The 16,348-nt window shown below is 63.8% G+C and carries 17 protein-coding genes; 6 read left to right on the top strand and 11 right to left on the bottom strand.

The genetic code is table 11. The features are described 5' to 3' along the window. The first annotated feature begins 20 nt into the window (after window positions 1–20). Both AC1DZ8_RS26375 and AC1DZ8_RS26370 read left to right on the top strand, forming a co-directional pair. On the top strand, window positions 21–1,079 hold the full coding sequence (locus AC1DZ8_RS26375) for a Gfo/Idh/MocA family protein (protein WP_477301715.1): 1,059 nt from the start codon (window positions 21–23) through the stop codon (window positions 1,077–1,079). A 24-nt stretch (window positions 1,080–1,103) separates the two neighbouring features. Next, entirely contained in the window at window positions 1,104–1,505 is a 402-nt protein-coding gene (locus AC1DZ8_RS26370) for a GFA family protein (RefSeq protein WP_477301713.1), read from the top strand. A gap of 8 nt (window positions 1,506–1,513) precedes the next feature. On the opposite strand, the gene AC1DZ8_RS26365 is transcribed toward AC1DZ8_RS26370, so the two are convergent. Then, window positions 1,514–2,056 carry a class I SAM-dependent methyltransferase gene (locus tag AC1DZ8_RS26365; RefSeq protein WP_477301711.1) on the bottom strand — a complete coding sequence of 181 codons (543 nt, stop codon included), beginning with the start codon at window positions 2,054–2,056 and terminating at the stop codon, window positions 1,514–1,516. 295 nt (window positions 2,057–2,351) lie between these two features. Between AC1DZ8_RS26365 and AC1DZ8_RS26360 the strand changes: the two genes are divergently transcribed. Together AC1DZ8_RS26360 and AC1DZ8_RS26355 are read left to right on the top strand one after the other, a co-directional pair. Next, window positions 2,352–3,896: a bifunctional AfsR/SARP family transcriptional regulator/alpha/beta hydrolase gene (locus tag AC1DZ8_RS26360; protein ID WP_477301709.1), complete on the top strand. Its 1,545-nt coding sequence runs from the start codon at window positions 2,352–2,354 to the stop codon at window positions 3,894–3,896. 99 nt (window positions 3,897–3,995) lie between these two features. Next, complete coding sequence (locus AC1DZ8_RS26355) at window positions 3,996–4,733, top strand: alpha/beta fold hydrolase (RefSeq protein WP_477301707.1); 738 nt, start codon at window positions 3,996–3,998, stop codon at window positions 4,731–4,733. On the opposite strand, the gene AC1DZ8_RS26350 is transcribed toward AC1DZ8_RS26355, so the two are convergent. From AC1DZ8_RS26350 to AC1DZ8_RS26305, 10 genes are all read right to left on the bottom strand, one after another. Further along, the gene (locus AC1DZ8_RS26350; protein WP_477301970.1) at window positions 4,730–5,458 is read right to left on the bottom strand and encodes an amino acid ABC transporter ATP-binding protein; all 729 of its coding nucleotides are present in this window, start codon (window positions 5,456–5,458) and stop codon (window positions 4,730–4,732) included. The two genes, AC1DZ8_RS26355 and AC1DZ8_RS26350, sit on opposite strands and share 4 nt — an antisense overlap. Window positions 5,459–5,529: 71 nt before the next feature. Next, a complete protein-coding gene (locus tag AC1DZ8_RS26345) occupies window positions 5,530–6,204 on the bottom strand; it encodes an amino acid ABC transporter permease (protein ID WP_142869840.1) in 675 nt (224 codons plus the stop codon). Further along, window positions 6,201–6,878 carry an amino acid ABC transporter permease gene (locus AC1DZ8_RS26340; protein WP_477301705.1) on the bottom strand — a complete coding sequence of 226 codons (678 nt, stop codon included), beginning with the start codon at window positions 6,876–6,878 and terminating at the stop codon, window positions 6,201–6,203. Before AC1DZ8_RS26340 ends, AC1DZ8_RS26345 begins: the two co-directional genes overlap by 4 nt. A 110-nt stretch (window positions 6,879–6,988) precedes the next feature. Then, on the bottom strand, window positions 6,989–7,777 hold the full coding sequence (locus tag AC1DZ8_RS26335) for an ABC transporter substrate-binding protein (protein WP_477301703.1): 789 nt from the start codon (window positions 7,775–7,777) through the stop codon (window positions 6,989–6,991). Between the two features lie 103 nt (window positions 7,778–7,880). Beyond that, complete coding sequence (locus tag AC1DZ8_RS26330) at window positions 7,881–9,044, bottom strand: saccharopine dehydrogenase C-terminal domain-containing protein (protein WP_477301700.1); 1,164 nt, start codon at window positions 9,042–9,044, stop codon at window positions 7,881–7,883. Further along, the gene (locus AC1DZ8_RS26325; RefSeq protein ID WP_477301699.1) at window positions 9,041–9,550 is read right to left on the bottom strand and encodes an Lrp/AsnC family transcriptional regulator; all 510 of its coding nucleotides are present in this window, start codon (window positions 9,548–9,550) and stop codon (window positions 9,041–9,043) included. Before AC1DZ8_RS26325 ends, AC1DZ8_RS26330 begins: the two co-directional genes overlap by 4 nt. A gap of 183 nt (window positions 9,551–9,733) precedes the next feature. Next, window positions 9,734–10,465 (bottom strand): 3-keto-5-aminohexanoate cleavage protein, encoded by a 732-nt coding sequence (locus AC1DZ8_RS26320; RefSeq protein ID WP_477301697.1) that lies wholly within the window; start codon window positions 10,463–10,465, stop codon window positions 9,734–9,736. 166 nt (window positions 10,466–10,631) lie between these two features. Beyond that, on the bottom strand, window positions 10,632–10,982 hold the full coding sequence (locus tag AC1DZ8_RS26315) for a tetratricopeptide repeat protein (RefSeq protein WP_477301695.1): 351 nt from the start codon (window positions 10,980–10,982) through the stop codon (window positions 10,632–10,634). 17 nt (window positions 10,983–10,999) lie between these two features. Further along, on the bottom strand, window positions 11,000–13,282 hold the full coding sequence (locus AC1DZ8_RS26310; RefSeq protein WP_477301693.1) for a tetratricopeptide repeat protein: 2,283 nt from the start codon (window positions 13,280–13,282) through the stop codon (window positions 11,000–11,002). A gap of 90 nt (window positions 13,283–13,372) precedes the next feature. After that, window positions 13,373–13,846 carry a MarR family winged helix-turn-helix transcriptional regulator gene (locus AC1DZ8_RS26305; RefSeq protein ID WP_477301692.1) on the bottom strand — a complete coding sequence of 158 codons (474 nt, stop codon included), beginning with the start codon at window positions 13,844–13,846 and terminating at the stop codon, window positions 13,373–13,375. Window positions 13,847–14,008: 162 nt separating this feature from the next. On the opposite strand from AC1DZ8_RS26305, the gene AC1DZ8_RS26300 reads away from it, so the two are divergent. Both AC1DZ8_RS26300 and AC1DZ8_RS26295 read left to right on the top strand, forming a co-directional pair. Further along, window positions 14,009–14,824 (top strand): p-hydroxycinnamoyl CoA hydratase/lyase, encoded by an 816-nt coding sequence (locus tag AC1DZ8_RS26300; protein WP_477301691.1) that lies wholly within the window; start codon window positions 14,009–14,011, stop codon window positions 14,822–14,824. Window positions 14,825–14,848: 24 nt separating this feature from the next. Continuing rightward, entirely contained in the window at window positions 14,849–16,342 is a 1,494-nt protein-coding gene (locus AC1DZ8_RS26295) for an AMP-binding protein (protein ID WP_477301689.1), read from the top strand. Window positions 16,343–16,348: the final 6 nt, after the last annotated feature.

The raw sequence follows: 16,348 nt of genomic DNA, 5'->3' as shown, positions 1-16,348 counted from the left end.
TTCGCTCGGAGTGTAAGAAAATGCGGCTTTTGATACTCGGTACCGGCTGGATGGCGCAGGAACATGCCCGGCAGTTCGGCAAGATCAAGGGCGTCGACCTCGTCGCCGCCGTCGATGTCGACGCCAAGCGTGTCGGTGAATTCGCCGACGGCTTCAAGATTCCGAAACGCTTCACATCGCTGGAGGAAGCGCTTGCCTGGGGCGGCTTCGATGCCGTGGCCAACGTCACGCCCGACCGCATCCACCATCCGACAACCATGGCGCTGATCGCCGCCGGCAAGCCGGTGCTGTGCGAAAAGCCGCTGGCCGAAAACTTCGGCAAGGCGAGCGAGATGGCTGACGCGGCGCAAGCCGCTGGCATCGTCAACATGGTCAACCTCACCTATCGCAACGTCGCTCCCCTGCAGAAGGCGCGGCATATGGTGCTGGCTGGCGACATCGGCACCGTCCGCCATGTCGAGGCGTCCTATCTGCAGAGCTGGCTGGTGTCGAAATTCTGGGGCGACTGGCGCACCGATCCGAAATGGCTGTGGCGGCTGTCGCGCAGCCACGGCTCCAACGGCGTGCTCGGCGATGTCGGAATCCACATCCTCGATTTCGCCAGCTATGGCGCCGCACTCGACATCGACCACGTCTTCTGCCGGCTGCGCGCCTTCGACAAGGCGCCGGGCAACCGCATCGGCGAATACGACCTCGACGCCAATGACAGTTTCGCCATGACGCTGGATTTTTCCAACGGCGCCTTTGGCGTCGTGCATGCCAGTCGCTGGGCGACCGGCCATATGAACGAACTGCGCCTGCGCATCTATGGCGACAAGGGCGGCATCGAGGTCGTGCACAATCTGGAGGGCTCGGAGCTGAAGGCGTGCATCGGCGAGGATATCGAGACCGCCAAATGGCAGGTGATCGACGCCGGCACCGTGCCGACCAACTACCAGCGCTTCGTCGATGCGGTCGCAAGCGGCGTGCAGACCGAACCGTCATTCCATCATGCCGCCGAACTGCAGAAGGTGCTGGATCTGGCTATGATGTCGGAAGAGAAAAGGACCGAGCTCAGGGCCGGCGCCGACACGCAGTAACGTCCTTCGAGGGAGGAGCAAGCCATGGTCACGCGCCGCGCGCAATGTCTCTGCGGCCAGTTGTCAGCCGTCTGTTCGGGCGAGCCGGTGCGCATCTCGGTCTGCCACTGCCTGGACTGCAAGCGCCGCACCGGCAGCGCCTTCAGCTACAATGTCCGGTTTGCCGAAGCCGATGTAACGGTCGAAGGAAAGTCGACGCAGTTCATCCGCACCGGTGAGCAGGGCGGCCGCGTCATCTACGATTTCTGCCCGCAGTGCGGCGCCAGCGTCCACTACCGGATTGACACGCAGCCCGGTGTGATCGCCATTCCCGTCGGCGCCTTCGCCGATCCGTCCTTCCCGCCGCCCTTCCAGTCCTTCTATCACGACAGCCGGCGCTGCGACTGGGTCGAGATCAAGGCAGAGCCGCTGTCGACGTTTGACTGAAGACGCAGTCAACCCGGCGGTGGGACCGCGACCCCGGCGTAGTGACTTCCCAGCTGCCAGAAGAGCAGCGGAAATCGCCGGCGCTCCCCATGGACGAGCCGAAAGCCGGCCCCGCCGACCAGACGCAATGGATCGCGATTGAGCTGGCAGCCGCCGGCGAGCACTCCCCACATCCGGTTCAGGCGCTCCTGCCACCTGCGGCAACGCGGCCCCTCGGCCTGGCCGTGCTCGATGAAGATCAGCTGGCCGGTTGACTTCAAGATGCGCCGGATTTCGCTCAGCGCCGCTTCCGGGTCCGGAATGGTGCAGAAAGCGTAGGTGACGACGACCGTGTCGGCAAAGTCATCGGCCAATGGCAGAGTTTCGCCTCTGGCCCGAAGGCATTCGACATCGAAGGGCATGGAACGGCTCTTCGGTTCGGCCAGGCCGAGCATCGTGCCGTCGGGATCGACGCCCACCAGCCGCTCCACTTTGGCCGGGTCGTAGTAGGGAAGGTTCAGGCCAGACCCGAAGCCGACTTCCACAACAATGCCCTCTGCCTGCGGGATCATGCGCCTTCGCATGTGGGCGAATGCGTTGGCCGAACAGCCGGCGTGGACAAAGTAGGGAGCAACGCAGCGTGCGTACCAGGAGAGACAGGATTGGCACATGTCTCAGCCTCCTTGCCCGGTGTTCGATACCCCGACAGGGCCGCCAGCCTCGGGTATGCGTTGACAGGTGAGAGTATTGACCAGTGACATTTATCGCTCCAAGTCTGTCTTCAGACGGGCCAAATCGGCCCAACGTCGTGGGGATGGATAGAAGGCCTGCGTCCCCTCAACGTCCCCGCTCGACGCATACGGATCGATGGAGCGATTAGAGTTCCGACTTCTGGGTTTCCCGGAGTTCCGTCTGAACGGGCGGCGGGTGGAGCTTGCCTTGCGCAAGGCAGCCGCGCTCGTCATCTACCTTGCCGAGGCCGGTAGGCCCGTGGCGCGCGAGGTTGCCGCTACACTGTTGTGGCCCGAAACCGACGAGGAAGCCGCACGGGCACGGCTTCGGCGCACGCTGTATAAAACCCGCATCGCATTCGGCAGGGATGTTATCGCCGCCAGCGGCACATCGCTCAGCCTGCACCCGGCGCTGTCCGTCGAGGTCGACTCCAGGGTTTTCGAGCATGCCTGTGATGTCGGCCCTCTCGACGCGGCCGCCGACACCTACAAGGGCGACTATCTCGCCGGCTTTTCACTGCCGGACTGTCTGGAATTCGAGGAATGGGTCTTCTTCAGGCGCGAGGCCCTGCGCAGCCGGTTGGTGCAGGCGCTGGAGCGGCTCGTCGAAGCCAAGATCGCCGGCGGCGAGCCGCGCAGCGCGGTCGTGCACGCGACGCGCCTTGCGGCACTGGACCCTTTGAGCGAAAGCGCGCACCGCCACCTGATCCGCGCATACCTGGCGGCCGGAGACAGGGCGGCAGCCGAGCGCCAGGCCGAGACCTGTGTTCGCTTGCTGCGCGAAGAACTCGGCATAGCGCCGGACTCCGCCACGCTTGCCCTGCTGCACGAGCCAACGCGCGATATTAGCCTGGACGTGCCCAGAACCCGCTATGTCGACGTGGACGGCGTCCATATCGCCTACCAGATCGTCGGCAGCGGCCCGATCGATATCGTGGTTGTTCCGGGGTTCATTTCGCATGTCGAGCGGGTTTGGGAAGACAGAAGCTGCCGCTCCTGGATCACCGCGGTTTCGCGTCTCGGCCGCCTTATCCTTTTCGACCGGCGCGGCATGGGACTTTCCGATCGCGTCGGTGCCCGCCCGACTGTTGAAGCGACGGCGCAGGATATTCTGTCGGTCATGGATGCAGCCGGTAGCCGTAGGGCCTTGCTCATCGGCGCATCGGAGGGTGGGCCGGGTTGTGTCCGCTTCGCCGTGGACCACCCCGATCGCCTGGTCGGCCTTGTTCTGTGGGGGTCCCTGGCGAAGGGCAGCCGCACACCCGACTATCCTTTTGCGCTGACCGCCGCGCAATACGATTTGTGGAAGCAACGCCTGCTCGCCGGCTGGGGTGGCCCGGCGGAAATCCAGACATTCGCACCGAGCCTGGCCGAAGACCGCCAGGCGCAGAGCTGGTGGGCCGGATTGCTCAGGGCAGCCTCCAGTCCCGGCGCGGTCGCAGGCCTGCTCGAAGCGCTGCGTGATACCGATGTCCGCCATCTCCTGGCAAAAGTCTCGGCGAGGACGATGGTTCTGCACCGCTCCGGCGACCGCGCCGTGCGCATCGAGGCCGGACGGTTCCTCGCAGCCAAAATCCCGGACGCACGTTTCATCGAGCTTGCCGGTGACGACCACTGGTTCTGGGTCGGCGACCAGCAGCCGCTGCTCGACACCATCAGCGCGTTTGCACGAAACAGCTGACGCGCAGCCGGGGACGATCAGGGGACACTCCCTGTGCAGGGTGACGCTCACAACTCTCGATGTCGGTTGTGAAGCACAGCGCTCTACAAAGGAATGATCATGTTTGCTGTCTCAGGAGACGGAACCCGCATTGCCTATGAGGTGGTCGGGACGGGAAGACCGCTTGTGCTGCTGCACGGCTTTACAGCAGATCTCACGATCTGGCGTGAGGCAGGCTACGTCGAGCGGTTGGCAGGGCGGCAACTGATACTGATCGACGGTCGCGGTCACGGCAGAAGCGACAAGCCGCATGCGCCCGAAGCGTATGACCTCGCACGATGCGCGACAGATGTCGCTGCTGTTCTGAATGACATCGGCGCAGCGAAGGCGGACATCTGTGGGCATTCCTTGGGCGGCACGATTGCGCTGGCGTTCGCTGCCCATCACCGGAACCGGGTGCGCTCACTTGTCGTCAACGGCGCACATCCCTTCGGTCAGGATCTGAGTCTGCTCAGGGCGGTCACGAGCGTCGACATGGAACCCTGGATCTCGTATCTGCGCGCCCAGAACTGGCCGTTGACAGACGGGAACATCAGGCAACTCAGAAGCAATGATCTTGAGGCCTTGCGAGCATCCGTTGCACTGGACCGGCCCGATCGGTCGGCGCCGTTTGTCGGCTTTGATCGACCCATTCTTGCGATCAGCGGCGAGGCGGATTCGATGTGTCCGAGAGTCCGTGATTTTGCCGCCCTTGCCGGCGCCGACTATCTCGAACTCGTCGGATGCAATCATTTCCAGACGTTTTTGGCGGTTGACCCGATATGCGCGCGCATGGACGAGTTTTTGTCTCTCCTCTAGTGCCTCAAAATCTTGCTCAGAAAAGCCCGGCTGCGGTCGGTCTTGGGGGCGGAGAAGAACTCCTCCGGCGTGCCGCTTTCGACGATGGCGCCGGCGTCCATGAACACCACGCGTTGCGCCACCTTGCGGGCAAAGCCCATTTCGTGCGTCACCACCATCATGGTCATGCCTTCTTCGGCCACCGCGACCATCACGTCGAGCACTTCCGAAATCATCTCGGGGTCGAGCGCCGAGGTCGGCTCGTCGAACAGCATGATCTTGGGCCGCATGCCGAGGCAGCGCGCGATCGCCACGCGCTGCTGCTGGCCGCCGGACAGCTGTGAGGGATAGGCATTGACCTTGTCGGCGAGACCGACCTTGGCCAGCAAGTCGCGCCCGGCCTGCTCGGCTTCGGCGCGGGGGATCTTGCGCACATGGATCGGCGCCAGCGTGACATTCTCCAGCGCTGTCTTGTGCGGGTAGAGGTTGAACGACTGGAAGACGAAGCCGATCTCGGTGCGCAACTGCGTCATGTTGGTGGCGGGGTCGCCGAGGCGCTGGCCGTCGACGATGAGGTCGCCGTCCTTGATCGCCTCCAGGCCGTTGATGCAGCGTATCAGCGTGCTCTTGCCCGAGCCGCTCGGGCCGCAGACGACCACCACTTCGCGCGGCTCGACGCTCAGCGTGATGTCCTTCAGCACGTTGAGCGCGCCGAACCATTTGTTGACGCCGCGAAAGTCGATCATGCCCGTTGTGGTCAGGTTTGGTTTGGCCTGGCTTGGCGTGCTCATATTCGTGCACCCTTTGGGGTTCGATGTCACAGCTGCACCTCGCCATGCGCCGCGCCCATGCGGCGCTCCAGCCGGCGGGCGAGCATGATCAGCGGATAGCAGACGATGAAATAGCCGACGCCGACGAGGAAGAAGACCAGCAGGCCGTTCGGCACGCGCTGCACCACCAGCCAGCCGACGCGGGTGAGGTCGGTCAGGCCAATGGCGGAGACGACGGAAGAATCCTTGATCAACAGCACATATTGCCCGACCAGCGGCGGCAAAACGATGCGCATCGCTTGCGGCAGCACCACCTGGCGCATGCGCTGCCAGCGTGACAGGCCCGACGCAAGCGCTGCCTCGACCTGGCCGGTCGGCACCGAGCGGATCCCGGCGGCGACGATCTCGCAGATGAAGCAAGCGGCGAGATTGGTGAGCGCGATGATGCCGGCGGTGAAGGCGTCGAGCTCGATGCCGAATTCCGGCAGGATGAAGAAGATCAGAAAAATCTGCACCAGGAACGGCGTGCCGCGGATCAGGTCGACCCAGGCGCCGATGACGCTTGAGATCAGCCGGTTGCCGCCGGTGCGCAATATGCCGAGGCCGAAGCCGAGAGCCGTGCCCAGCACCAGGCTGATCAGCGACAACATCACGGTCATGCCGAGGCCGCGCAAGGCGAGGGGATAGCTGCCGGCGAGGCTTTGCAGCTGCTGCCAGATCATGTGCTGCTCCTTGCCGGCTGCAAGCCGAGCCAGCGACTGGACAGCGCCGCCAGTCCTTTCAGTCCGTAGTAGAGCAGCAGATAGAAAGCGGCGATGGTGAGAAAACCTTCCGCCGGCATGAAGCGGTCGGACGCCAGCAACTGGCCGGCGCGCGTCAGTTCGGACACCGAGATCAGCGACAGCAGTGCGGAATCCTTGACCAGTACGATCGCCTGGCCGAGCAGCGGCGGGATCGTCACCTTGAACGCCTGCGGCAGGATGACGAGGCGCATGCGTTGGACATAGGTCATGCCCGAGGCGACACCCGCTTCGACCTGGCCGCGCGGGATCGACAGGATGCCGGCGCGAATGATTTCGGCGACATAGGCGCCGCTGTTCAGCGACAGAGCGATGATGCCGACAACCAACTCGGGCAGGACCAGGCCGAGACGCGGCAGGCCGAAATAGAGGAAATAGAGCTGCGCCAGCAAGGGCGTGGCGCGCACGGCGTCGATATAGGCCTTGGCCGCAATCCGAAACAGTTGGCCGCGTTGCAGGTTCATGGCGGCGAGAACGATGCCGACTGCAAGCGCACCGGCAAAGGACAGCGCCGACAGCCAGACGGTCGTGATCAGACCCTGCCCGAACAGCGGCAGATACTCGACGATGGTGCGGAAGCTGAAGTTTTCGAGCATGGGCTGTGAATGGGGAATAGGCAGTAGGCAGTAGTGAGTAGGTTTTAGGAACGGATAATTGATGCTCCCTACTGCCTAGCCCCTACTGCCTACTCCCCAATTCCTATTCCTCAGTGATCCTTCTTCCAGGCGTCGGAGTTGACCCAGTAGTCGAGGTTCTTCTGCAGGCGGCCGTCGATGGTGACCTGGTTGAGGAACAGGTTCATCCAGATCAGCAGGTCCGGCTCGTCATAGCGGGTGGCGAAGGCAAGCGGTTCCTTCGACAGGAGGTCCGGCATGATGGTGAAGGTGCCGGCGGGATAAGCGGTAGACTGACCTGTGACCGCCGAGACGTCATTGACGCCGCAATCGGCCTGGCCGTTGTTGACGGCGTCGAGCAGCAGCGGGCCGCCGCCCTTGTAGCTCTTGATGTCGGCGTCCGGGAAAGCGTTCTTGGCTTCCTTCTCGCCGGTGGCGCCGAGCAACACGGCGATCTTGGTGCCCTTGGCCTTGCAGTCCTCGGTGGTCTTGAACTTGCTGTCGGCCTTGGTGAAGACGGTGCTGCCCGTATACATATAGGGCGTGGTGAAGGCGACCTTCATGCCGCGCGCCAGCGTCGGCGTCATGTCGGCGACCAGCAGATCGGCCTTGCCCGAAAGCAGCGCCGGGATCAGCCCGTCCCAGTCATAGTCGAGGAAGGTGACCTTGACGCCCATTTCCTTGGCCATCAGCTCGGCGAGTTCGACCGAACTGCCGGTGCGTTCGCCATTGGCGCCGACCAGCGAGAAGGGCGGTCCCTGTGTCTGCACGGCGACACGCAATTCGCCGCGCTTGGTGATCTCGTCCAGGGTTCCGGCACTGGCCGCCGTGGTGAGCCCGGCGAGCGCAAGTCCGGCGATAAAAAGCTTTGCAATTTTCATGTGGCATTCCTCCCGTTGTGGTTGTCATTTTTCGCCCGCGAATTCCCGTGGGCTCTTTTTGAGCGGCAGCACCGTTGCCGGCGGCGCCACCGTTCGAAAATCGTCAGTCCCAGGACACCGTTTCGGAAACCCTGATGCCGCGCCTGCCCAGCTCATCGAAGAAGCTGGTGTCGGGCACATGCTGCAGCGGGTTCAAAAGCCCTGGCGTGGTGATCTCGCGCCGCGCCAGCATCTGCGCCACGATGCTGGCGGGATAGCCGACGCCGAGGCTCATGCCGAACAGCCCCGAGGCAAGATTGCGTTCGATGATCAGGTCCGATGTCACCGTCTTGCGGCGACCGCCTTCGAGACCGGAAAAGACATTGCGCATCACGCAAAGGTCCTTCTCGCCGGCGCCATACTGGAGTTGCGGGCCGAGCAGCCGGCCGAGAAATTCGCGCGGGCTGGCGCCGGTGCCGGGCACCTTGTCTTCGGAGAGGAAGCCGAGTTCTTTCAGCGGCGCCCAGAACGCCGACCAGCCCGGCCAGCGCAGCGTGTAGCGGCCCGAGCGCCGCAAGCCTTTGGCCGCGGGAAGCATCTCGACATAGTGCAGCGCGTCGCCATTGGGGAAAGCCTCCAGCCGGCCGAGGCTGGCGACGTCGATCTCGTGGATGAAGCGGTTGTCGTGCTGCTGCCTGGCCGACACTTCGACGCGTTCGCCATCCTCGATCATCACGCTGTCGCGGTTCTGGCTGACCAGAACCATGTCGAAGTTCCAGCTCACCTTGTAGCAGAGCGGCTTGGCCATCGCCTTCGGCTCGGGGATGCCGCCGCAATAGGAATCGATCGAGGAAATGCTGTCGAATTGCTTTGCGGCGCGCGCGTAAAGCACGAGGTCGATGCCGGGGTCGAGCCCGCATTCGGTCATGATCGAAACGCCGGCCTGTTGGGCTGCGGGGGCCAGATCGGCGATGGCCTTGCCGTAATTGGTGGTGACCAGCGGCGTGCGCGTCGCGATCGCGGCCTGCACCGCTTCGCGCATCAGCGGTTGCGGCAAGAGATCGATGACGGCGTCGACATCGGCCAGCACAGTGGCCAGCGCCGGACCGATGGCGCCTTCGGGCGCCATGAAACGCACGCGAGAAAGATCGGTCAGGCCGCCGAGCCGGGCAGGGCCGTCAGCGGCTGTGTCGACGCAGACGATTTCCCCGACGCCGGCGCTGGCGACGAGATCGGCGATGGCTGCCCGGCCCTGCAGGCCGAGGCCGCCGAGAACCGCTATTCTCATGCCGGCTCCTTGCGCGCCGGGGCGTCTTCCGACCAGCAGCCTTCGGGAAGGCTGACCCATTTGTTGCAGGAGCCCATGACGACGAAAGTCTCGCTGCGCACGACTTCGCCGGGAATACCCGCGCCCGGGATCAACTCGCTCGTGATGCGATAGAGGTCGGCGACATCGCCGGCGACGGTGACGTCGACAATGATGTCGAAGCGCCCGGTGACCACCGAGGCCGAGTTGACGAAAGGCAGTTCCGAGATTCGCTGCGCCAGCTCGCGGGCGCGGCCGCGCCCTTGCGCATTGATGCCGACAATGGCCGAGATCAGCTCCGGGCGCTCTGTCAGATTGAGCAGCCCGACGATTTTCAGCAGGTTGCGATCAAGCAGATTGCGCAGCCGCGAGCGCACCGTCGGCACCGAGATCGCCATCGTCTCGGCGAGCTTGTTGATGCCCGGCTGAGCATCCTGCGACAACAGCTTGACCAGCCGTCGATCGGTTTGATCGAGATGTTCACGCAAAAGGCCAGGCTTTCATAAAGGAGAAAAATTGGAGGAAATTTCTTGCATATATGAAAACAGCCTATGAGAAATTTTTAATAACAGCAAGAGGGGAGTTGCGGCTCGCTCTTGTGCCAGCTTCGGGAACATGGCGATCTCCCTCGCGAGGGCGAGGTCAGGCGCTATCGACGCATTCGTCAGCCGCTACGCCGATCGGCTGGCCCTGAAGATCGCCACCGCGGCCGCCACCAGCGCCGCATTGCCGGAGGCCACCGTGCCATCCGGCAGGTCCTTGCCGTCTTCCAGCCCGACGCGCGTCGACCAGTTGCGCTGCGCGGCGCGGCGCACGAAAGGCCAGACCGTGGCGTCGGACCCATGCAGCAGGATGGCGCGGCTGATACCGGCACGTTCCAGTACCTTTTTGATGCCGTTCGAAATGGCAAAGGCTTCGTCCAGCGTTTGCTCCGAAATCTCGATCAGGATGCGCAGCACGCGTCCGCCATGGTCGAGGCTGACGAGACGCTCGGCGTCGGCGATCGACGCCAGACCCGCCTCGATGCCAATGCCGCGCTGGCGCAGGCTTTCCATGACGATGGGCGCCGCCGTCTCGCTGAGATTGACCGAGGCATAGTCCGGCAATTCGCGCCAGCCGGCGATGGCGACCAGCGTGCTGGTATCGTCGTTCTCGATCCAGGCGCCGGTGGAGACGCCGATCAGCGTGCCGGGGCAGGCGCGGCGAAGTGCTGCGATCGTCGGATCCATCGCTGCCGGCGAAAGGCTTTCGCGCCTGTCGGCTCCGCGCGCATGGACGTGCAGTTCGGCCGCGCCCGCGGCAATCGAAGCCGCCCCGTCGCGCGCCATGGCTTCGGCGTCGAGCGGCAGAGTGGGATGAAAATCGGCGGCACGCGCGCCGTTGATGCAGGCCTGGACGATCATGGTTCTCGCGATCCTGTTGCGGATGAAGCGAGCCTAGCAAAGGGCAAGGCGGAGAGGGAACGGGCGCGGTGAAGGCTCCTGACAGGCGCATCGGCAATTTGAGCCAGGTAGCGTTCCTTCGCGCCCCCCTCTGTCCTGCCGGACATCTCCCCCACTTGGGGGGAGATTAGCAGCTTCGGCGCGCGGCCATCTTCTTGCAACGCTGATGATTAAGTGCGATCACCGCATCGAAGTCGGCCATCGCGTGGTCGTCATCGCCTCTAGCGCCGAAGACGCTGCCGCGCTTGTAATAGGCGGTTGCGCGGTTATCCGGCGGCTCTGTCGGGTCTTCGATCATGCGCGTGCAGGCGGCAATCCGCACCGCCGGCTCGACCTCGTAGTCGCTGACGCAGTCACTGCTGGCGGCAAGCGCGGGAAGCGTAGAGACAACTAGGACAGCAAGGCCGGCGGGCGCCAGCCGCGGCAGCCTGCGCCAATCCTGAACCAGACGACCCAACGCGCCCTCCCAATTCATCAAGAAGTCCGGCTCCTGTCTCACGGCGCCCGGAGCGCAGCTTCGGCGGCGATGTATTCGTAATAGTCCCTGGGGCAATCGCTGGCAGCGAGCCGGTAGAGCCGCAAGGCTTCGACGTTGTTTCCCTGCAACCGGTTGAACTCGGCGGTGAACAGGTTCGCTTCGCACAGATTGCCGCGCTTCGTGATCGGGTCCGGATCGTCGGCAGCCGCCTCCATCTCCGCCGGCGTCTGTTGGCCAAGCAGCATACGGACAACCGGCGCCGGCCATTTCGTCATGTCGAGCTTGTCTGCTGCCCGCTGCAAATGGCCGGCCACGCCGTTGCGCCGCTCGGCCATTTCAAGCCAGATCGCAAGATAGGCATTGTCGGGCTCGATCGCTGCGCCCTGTTCGAAGTCGGCCTGTGCGTCGGACAAAGCGCCTGAATAGAAACGGACAATGCCTCGACCGAGATAAGCGTAGATGTGTTTTGGATCGAGGCCGATTGCCTGATCGTAGTCGAGAGCTCCGCGGGCGTAGTCGCCTTTCGTCGACCAGACATCGCCCCGGCCGCTGTAGGCAACGGCGCTTTTCGGGTCGAGCAGGATCGCCTGGTCATAGTCGGCGATAGCGTGCTCTAGATCGCCCTTTCTCTGCCAGATGCGGGCTCGGCTTCGGTAGGTTGCGGCATCCGCCGGATCGATCGCGATCGTCTGGCTGAAATCGGCAAAAGCGCGGTCGTACTCGCCCTTGTGCGTCCAGGCGATTCCACGGCTGTCATAGGCGTTGGCGTGTTTCGGGTTGAGGCTGATGGCTTCCGTGTAGTCGGCGATGGCGCGATCATAGTCCCGCTTTTTCGCCCAAATGTTGCCTCTGTTGTAGAAGGCGCTGTCGTCTTTCGGGTCGAGGCCGATTGCCTGCGTGTAGTCGGCGATGGCGCGGTCATTTTCCCCCTTCTTCGCCCAACTGTTGCCTCTGTTGTAGAAGGCGCCGGCCTCTTTCGGGTCGAGGCTGATTGCCTGGTTGTAGTCCTCGATGGCGCGGTCATGCTCGCCCTTGCGTGCCCATGCCAGTCCGCGATTGTTGTAGGCACTGGCATCTTTCGGATCGAGGCTGATCGCCTGGTTGGAATCGGCGAGGGCGCGGTCGTAGTCACCCTTGGCTTTCCAGGCCAGGCTTCGATTGTCATAGGCATCGGCGTTCTTCGGATCGAGACTTATCGCCTGGCCGTAGTCGGCGATCGCACGGTCGTAGTCGCCTTTCTTTTTCCAGGCCAATCCTCTGTTGACGTAGGCTCTGGCGTTTCGGGGATCGAGGCTGATCGCCTGGTCGTAGTCGGTAATGGCGCGGTCGTAGTCACCCTTGCGCGCCCAGGTTGCGCCTCGGCCAATGTAAGCGTCGGGATCCTTGGGATCGAGACTGATCGCATGATCGTAGTCGGCGATGGCGCGATCATTGTCGCCCTTCCTTCTCCAGGTCAGGCCTCTGTTGTAATAGACGTTGGGGTCTTTCAGGCCAAGGCTGATCGCTCGATCGTAGTCGGCAATGGCGCGGTCATTGTCACCCTTGTGCGACCAGGCGATGCCCCGCTTTGCATAATTATAGGCATATTGGGGATCGAGGCTGATCGCTTGATTGTAATCGGCAATGGCGCGATCGTAGTCGCCCTTCTGCTCCCAAGCCGTGCCGCGATTGCTATAAGCCCTGGTCTGTTTGGGATCGAGACTGATTGACTGGGTGTAGTCGGCGATGGCGCGGTCGATATCGCCCTTTTTTCTCCAGACGATGCCACGATTGTTGTAGGCATTGGAATATTTCGGATCGAGGCTGATGGCCTTATCATAATCGGCGATAGCTCGGTCGTAGTCGCCCTTGTTCTCCCACGCTCCGCCCCGGCTGTTGTAGGTGCTGGCATATGTCGGATCGAGACTGATCACCTCGCCGAAATCGGCAATGGCGCGATCATTGTCGCCCTTGTCCATCCATGTGAAGCCTCTCACATAATAGGCGCCGGCAAGTTTCGGATCGAGCTCGATCGCCTGGTCGAGATCGGCAATCGCCCGGTCGTAGTCGCCTTGCGATTCCCGCGCACCGCCGCGTTTGTAATAGGCGGTCGCGCGGTTGGCGACGGGTTCTGTAGGGTCTTCGATCATGCGCGTGCATGCGGCAATCCGCACCGCCGCATCAACCTCGTCGTCGCTAACGCAGTCGCTGCTGGCGGCCAGCGCCGGCAGGGCAAGGACAAGTAAGACCGCAAGACCAGCCAGCAACTGCCAGAAAAGCCACTTCCGAACCAGCCCGCTCAACTCGCCCCCCAACGTCATCGACGGCCTCGCAGCGACAGCTGCTGCGCAGACTGACTGTAATCGATGGGATTTTTTGGGCAATCGCCGATGGCGTCGCTCGGGCTGCCTTCAGTCGATTTCCTCGCTCCAGATCAGCCGCAACAGGCGCAGCAGCGTTGCGCGCTCTTTTTTCGTCAGCCGCTGCAAGAACCGGTCCTCGTGCCGGCGCACCTGCCTGCGCCATGCCGGCATGGCCGCCTTGGCTGCCTTGGTCAGAGCGAGCACCTGCACGCGCTTGTCCTGCGCATGGTCGTCGCGTTCGACCAGCCCGCGCTCTTCGAGTTCGGCAAGCAGGGGCGCCATGTTGGCGCTCTTCATGCCGAGCAGGCGGCACAGCTCGGCGGCACGAATGCCGGGCCGTTCGTCGATCAGCGCCAGCATGCCGTAGGTGACTGGGCGCAGCGCCGCATCGTCCATCTCGACCGCGAAATCATTGAGCGCCAGGGCCGAAGCACGCCGCAGATTGTAGCCGATCTGCGCGTCCAGCCTGTCTTCGGGCGCGACCCTCTTGCCGGATTTGGTGCGATCTGCCGTGTCGTTCATGCTGCCAGCGATCACCGCGATCAAAGCTCTTGTCAAGGAGAAAATACTATGCGACATAGCAACTATGAAAGCTATGTCACATAGCTATTAACGCAAGGCAGGTCAGGGAGGAGCGCAGCTCCTGGCTCGTCACGCAGGACTGCAAGCGGGAGGAGAGTTGCCATGACCGACGAGACCGTTGCCTTCGACATCGAGGACGGCATCGCCTGGGTGCGCTTCAACCGGCCGGAAAAACGCAACTGCATGAACCCGGCGCTCAACCGGCGCATGATGGAAGTGCTGGATGGGCTGGAGTACCGCGACGATGTCGGCGTGCTGGTGCTGTCGGGCGAGGGCAATGCCTGGTCGGCCGGCATGGACCTCAAGGAGTATTTTCGCGAGACCGAGGCCAAGGGGCTGGGCGCCGTCCGCAAGGCGCAAGGCGAAGCCTATGGCTGGTGGCGGCGGCTGCGCTGGTATCGCAAGCCGACCATCGCCATGGTCAATGGCTGGTGCTTTGGCGGTGGCTATGGCCCGCTGTTTGCCTGCGACCTCGCCTTCGCGGCCGACGAGGCGCAGTTCGCGCTGTCCGAGATCAACTGGGGCATTCTGCCCGGCGGCGGCGCCACCAAGGTGGTGGTCGACCTCCTGTCGATGCGCGACGCCATGTACCACGCGCTGACCGGCGAGCTGATCGACGGCAGGAAGGCGGCGGCCTGGAAGCTGGTCAATGAAAGCCTGCCATTGGAGAAGCTGAAGGCGCGCGTCACCGAGGTGGCGAACATGTTGCTGACGAAAAATCCGGTGGCGCTGAAAGCGACCAAGGACGCCATCCGCCGCGTCGCCGAGATGACCTACGACAATGCCGAGGACTATCTGGTGCGCGCGCAGGAGGCGGCCAATTCCTACGACAATGACGGCCGCAAGGAAGGCATCCGCCAGTTCATCGACGAGAAGAGCTACAAGCCCGGCCTCGGCGCCTACGACAAGGCAAGGTAAGACATCCGAGCGAGGAGATGCGAGATGCCGGCCTGGACGACGCCCGATCCCGTGGCCTTGCATGCGGCAACGCAGCCCGAGCGCCTCGCTTGCGTCGACCTCGCTTCCGGGCGGCGCTGGACCTACAGCAGGCTCGACGAAGCGATCCAGCGCACTGTCGCGGTGCTCGAACGCGGCTACGGCATCGAGCCGGGGCAGCGCATCGCCACCGTCGCCCGCAACAGTGCCGACCTCCTGATCCTGCAGCAGGCCGCCATGCGGCTCGGCGCTGTCTTCGTGCCGGTGAACTGGCGCCTCGCTGCGCCTGAGCAGCAGGCGATCCTCGCCGATTGCGATCCCGCGCTGCTGCTGCACGATGCCGCGCTCGATGCGGTGCTGCCCAAGAGCTGCATGCCGGTCGAGGTCGCTGCCTTCGTGGCGGCGGTGGAAGCGCAGGCGCCGGCGCCGCGCCGGCCCTTGCCTGCGGCCGACCAGCCATCGATCATCCTCTACACCTCGGGCACATCGGGTCGTCCCAAGGGTGTCATCATCACCGAGGCCAACGCCTTCGCCACCGCGGTCAATTTCGGCGTCCTGGGACGCGTAGGCAATTCAAGCGTCTTCCTCTGCGACGCGCCGATGTTCCATGTCATCGGCCTCATCACCAACCTGCGTCCGCCCTTGCTGCAAGGCGGCACCGTGCTGATCTCGCCCGGCTTCGAGGCCAGCGCCACCAACCGCCGGCTGGCCGATCCGGAACTCGGCATCACCCACTATTTCTGCGTCCCGCAAATGGCCAAAATGCTGCGCGAGGACGCTGCGTTCGCGCCGGCGAACTGGACCACGCTCACCGCCATCTTCACCGGCGGTGCCCCCAATCCCGCCGCCGATATCCTTTGGTGGCTGGAGCAGGGCGTGCGCATGGTCGACGGTTTCGGCATGACCGAGGCCGGCACCGTGCTCGGCATGCCGCTCGAGGCCGGCCAGATCGCCCGCAAGGCAGGTTCCGCCGGCCTGCCGGGACCTTCGGTCTGCCTGCGCGTCGTCGACGAAGACGGCCAGGATGCCGCAGCCGGCGAGGCGGGCGAGATCTGGCTCAACGGCCCCAACGTCACGCCGGGTTACTGGAACCGGCCGGACGAGACGGCGCAGGCCTTCACATCAGATGGTTGGTTCCGCACCGGCGACATAGCGCGCCGGGACGATGACGGCTTCGTCACCCTGGTCGACCGCCGCAAGGACATGTTCATTTCCGGCGGCGAAAACGTCTATCCTGCCGAGGTCGAGATGGCGCTGCTCGACCATCCCGACATCTCGGAAGTCGCAGTCATCGGCATTGCTGACGAGCGCTGGGGTGAGGTCGGGCGCGCCTTCGTCGTGCTGAAGGCCGGTCGTGTCCTCGACCCGGCAGCGCTCGCGGTCCACTGCGCCGGCCGCATCGCCCGCTACAAGGTGCCGAAGGATTTTCGGCTCACCGACACCCTGCCACGCACCGCGTCCGGCAAGATCCAGAAACACATTTTGCGCGGGTGGCGGTGAGCTGGA

It is taken from the genome of Mesorhizobium sp. P2_F7 (assembly GCF_056403695.1).
The sequence above is the reverse complement of the archived record's forward strand: the minus strand, read 5'-3'. Positions and strand labels throughout refer to the sequence as shown.

What these genes read in the sequence shown, in the direction of transcription:
- AC1DZ8_RS26375 (WP_477301715.1), top strand. Translation starts at nt 21, where the DNA reads ATGCGGCTTTTGATACTCGGTACCGGCTGGATGGCGCAGGAACATGCC.
- AC1DZ8_RS26370 (WP_477301713.1), top strand. Translation starts at nt 1,104, where the DNA reads ATGGTCACGCGCCGCGCGCAATGTCTCTGCGGCCAGTTGTCAGCCGTC.
- AC1DZ8_RS26365 (WP_477301711.1), bottom strand. Translation starts at nt 2,056, where the DNA reads ATGATCCCGCAGGCAGAGGGCATTGTTGTGGAAGTCGGCTTCGGGTCT.
- AC1DZ8_RS26360 (WP_477301709.1), top strand. Translation starts at nt 2,352, where the DNA reads ATGGAGCGATTAGAGTTCCGACTTCTGGGTTTCCCGGAGTTCCGTCTG.
- AC1DZ8_RS26355 (WP_477301707.1), top strand. Translation starts at nt 3,996, where the DNA reads ATGTTTGCTGTCTCAGGAGACGGAACCCGCATTGCCTATGAGGTGGTC.
- AC1DZ8_RS26350 (WP_477301970.1), bottom strand. Translation starts at nt 5,458, where the DNA reads ATGATCGACTTTCGCGGCGTCAACAAATGGTTCGGCGCGCTCAACGTG.
- AC1DZ8_RS26345 (WP_142869840.1), bottom strand. Translation starts at nt 6,204, where the DNA reads ATGATCTGGCAGCAGCTGCAAAGCCTCGCCGGCAGCTATCCCCTCGCC.
- AC1DZ8_RS26340 (WP_477301705.1), bottom strand. Translation starts at nt 6,878, where the DNA reads ATGCTCGAAAACTTCAGCTTCCGCACCATCGTCGAGTATCTGCCGCTG.
- AC1DZ8_RS26335 (WP_477301703.1), bottom strand. Translation starts at nt 7,777, where the DNA reads ATGAAAATTGCAAAGCTTTTTATCGCCGGACTTGCGCTCGCCGGGCTC.
- AC1DZ8_RS26330 (WP_477301700.1), bottom strand. Translation starts at nt 9,044, where the DNA reads ATGAGAATAGCGGTTCTCGGCGGCCTCGGCCTGCAGGGCCGGGCAGCC.
- AC1DZ8_RS26320 (WP_477301697.1), bottom strand. Translation starts at nt 10,465, where the DNA reads ATGATCGTCCAGGCCTGCATCAACGGCGCGCGTGCCGCCGATTTTCAT.
- AC1DZ8_RS26310 (WP_477301693.1), bottom strand. Translation starts at nt 13,282, where the DNA reads ATGACGTTGGGGGGCGAGTTGAGCGGGCTGGTTCGGAAGTGGCTTTTC.
- AC1DZ8_RS26305 (WP_477301692.1), bottom strand. Translation starts at nt 13,846, where the DNA reads ATGAACGACACGGCAGATCGCACCAAATCCGGCAAGAGGGTCGCGCCC.
- AC1DZ8_RS26300 (WP_477301691.1), top strand. Translation starts at nt 14,009, where the DNA reads ATGACCGACGAGACCGTTGCCTTCGACATCGAGGACGGCATCGCCTGG.
- AC1DZ8_RS26295 (WP_477301689.1), top strand. Translation starts at nt 14,849, where the DNA reads ATGCCGGCCTGGACGACGCCCGATCCCGTGGCCTTGCATGCGGCAACG.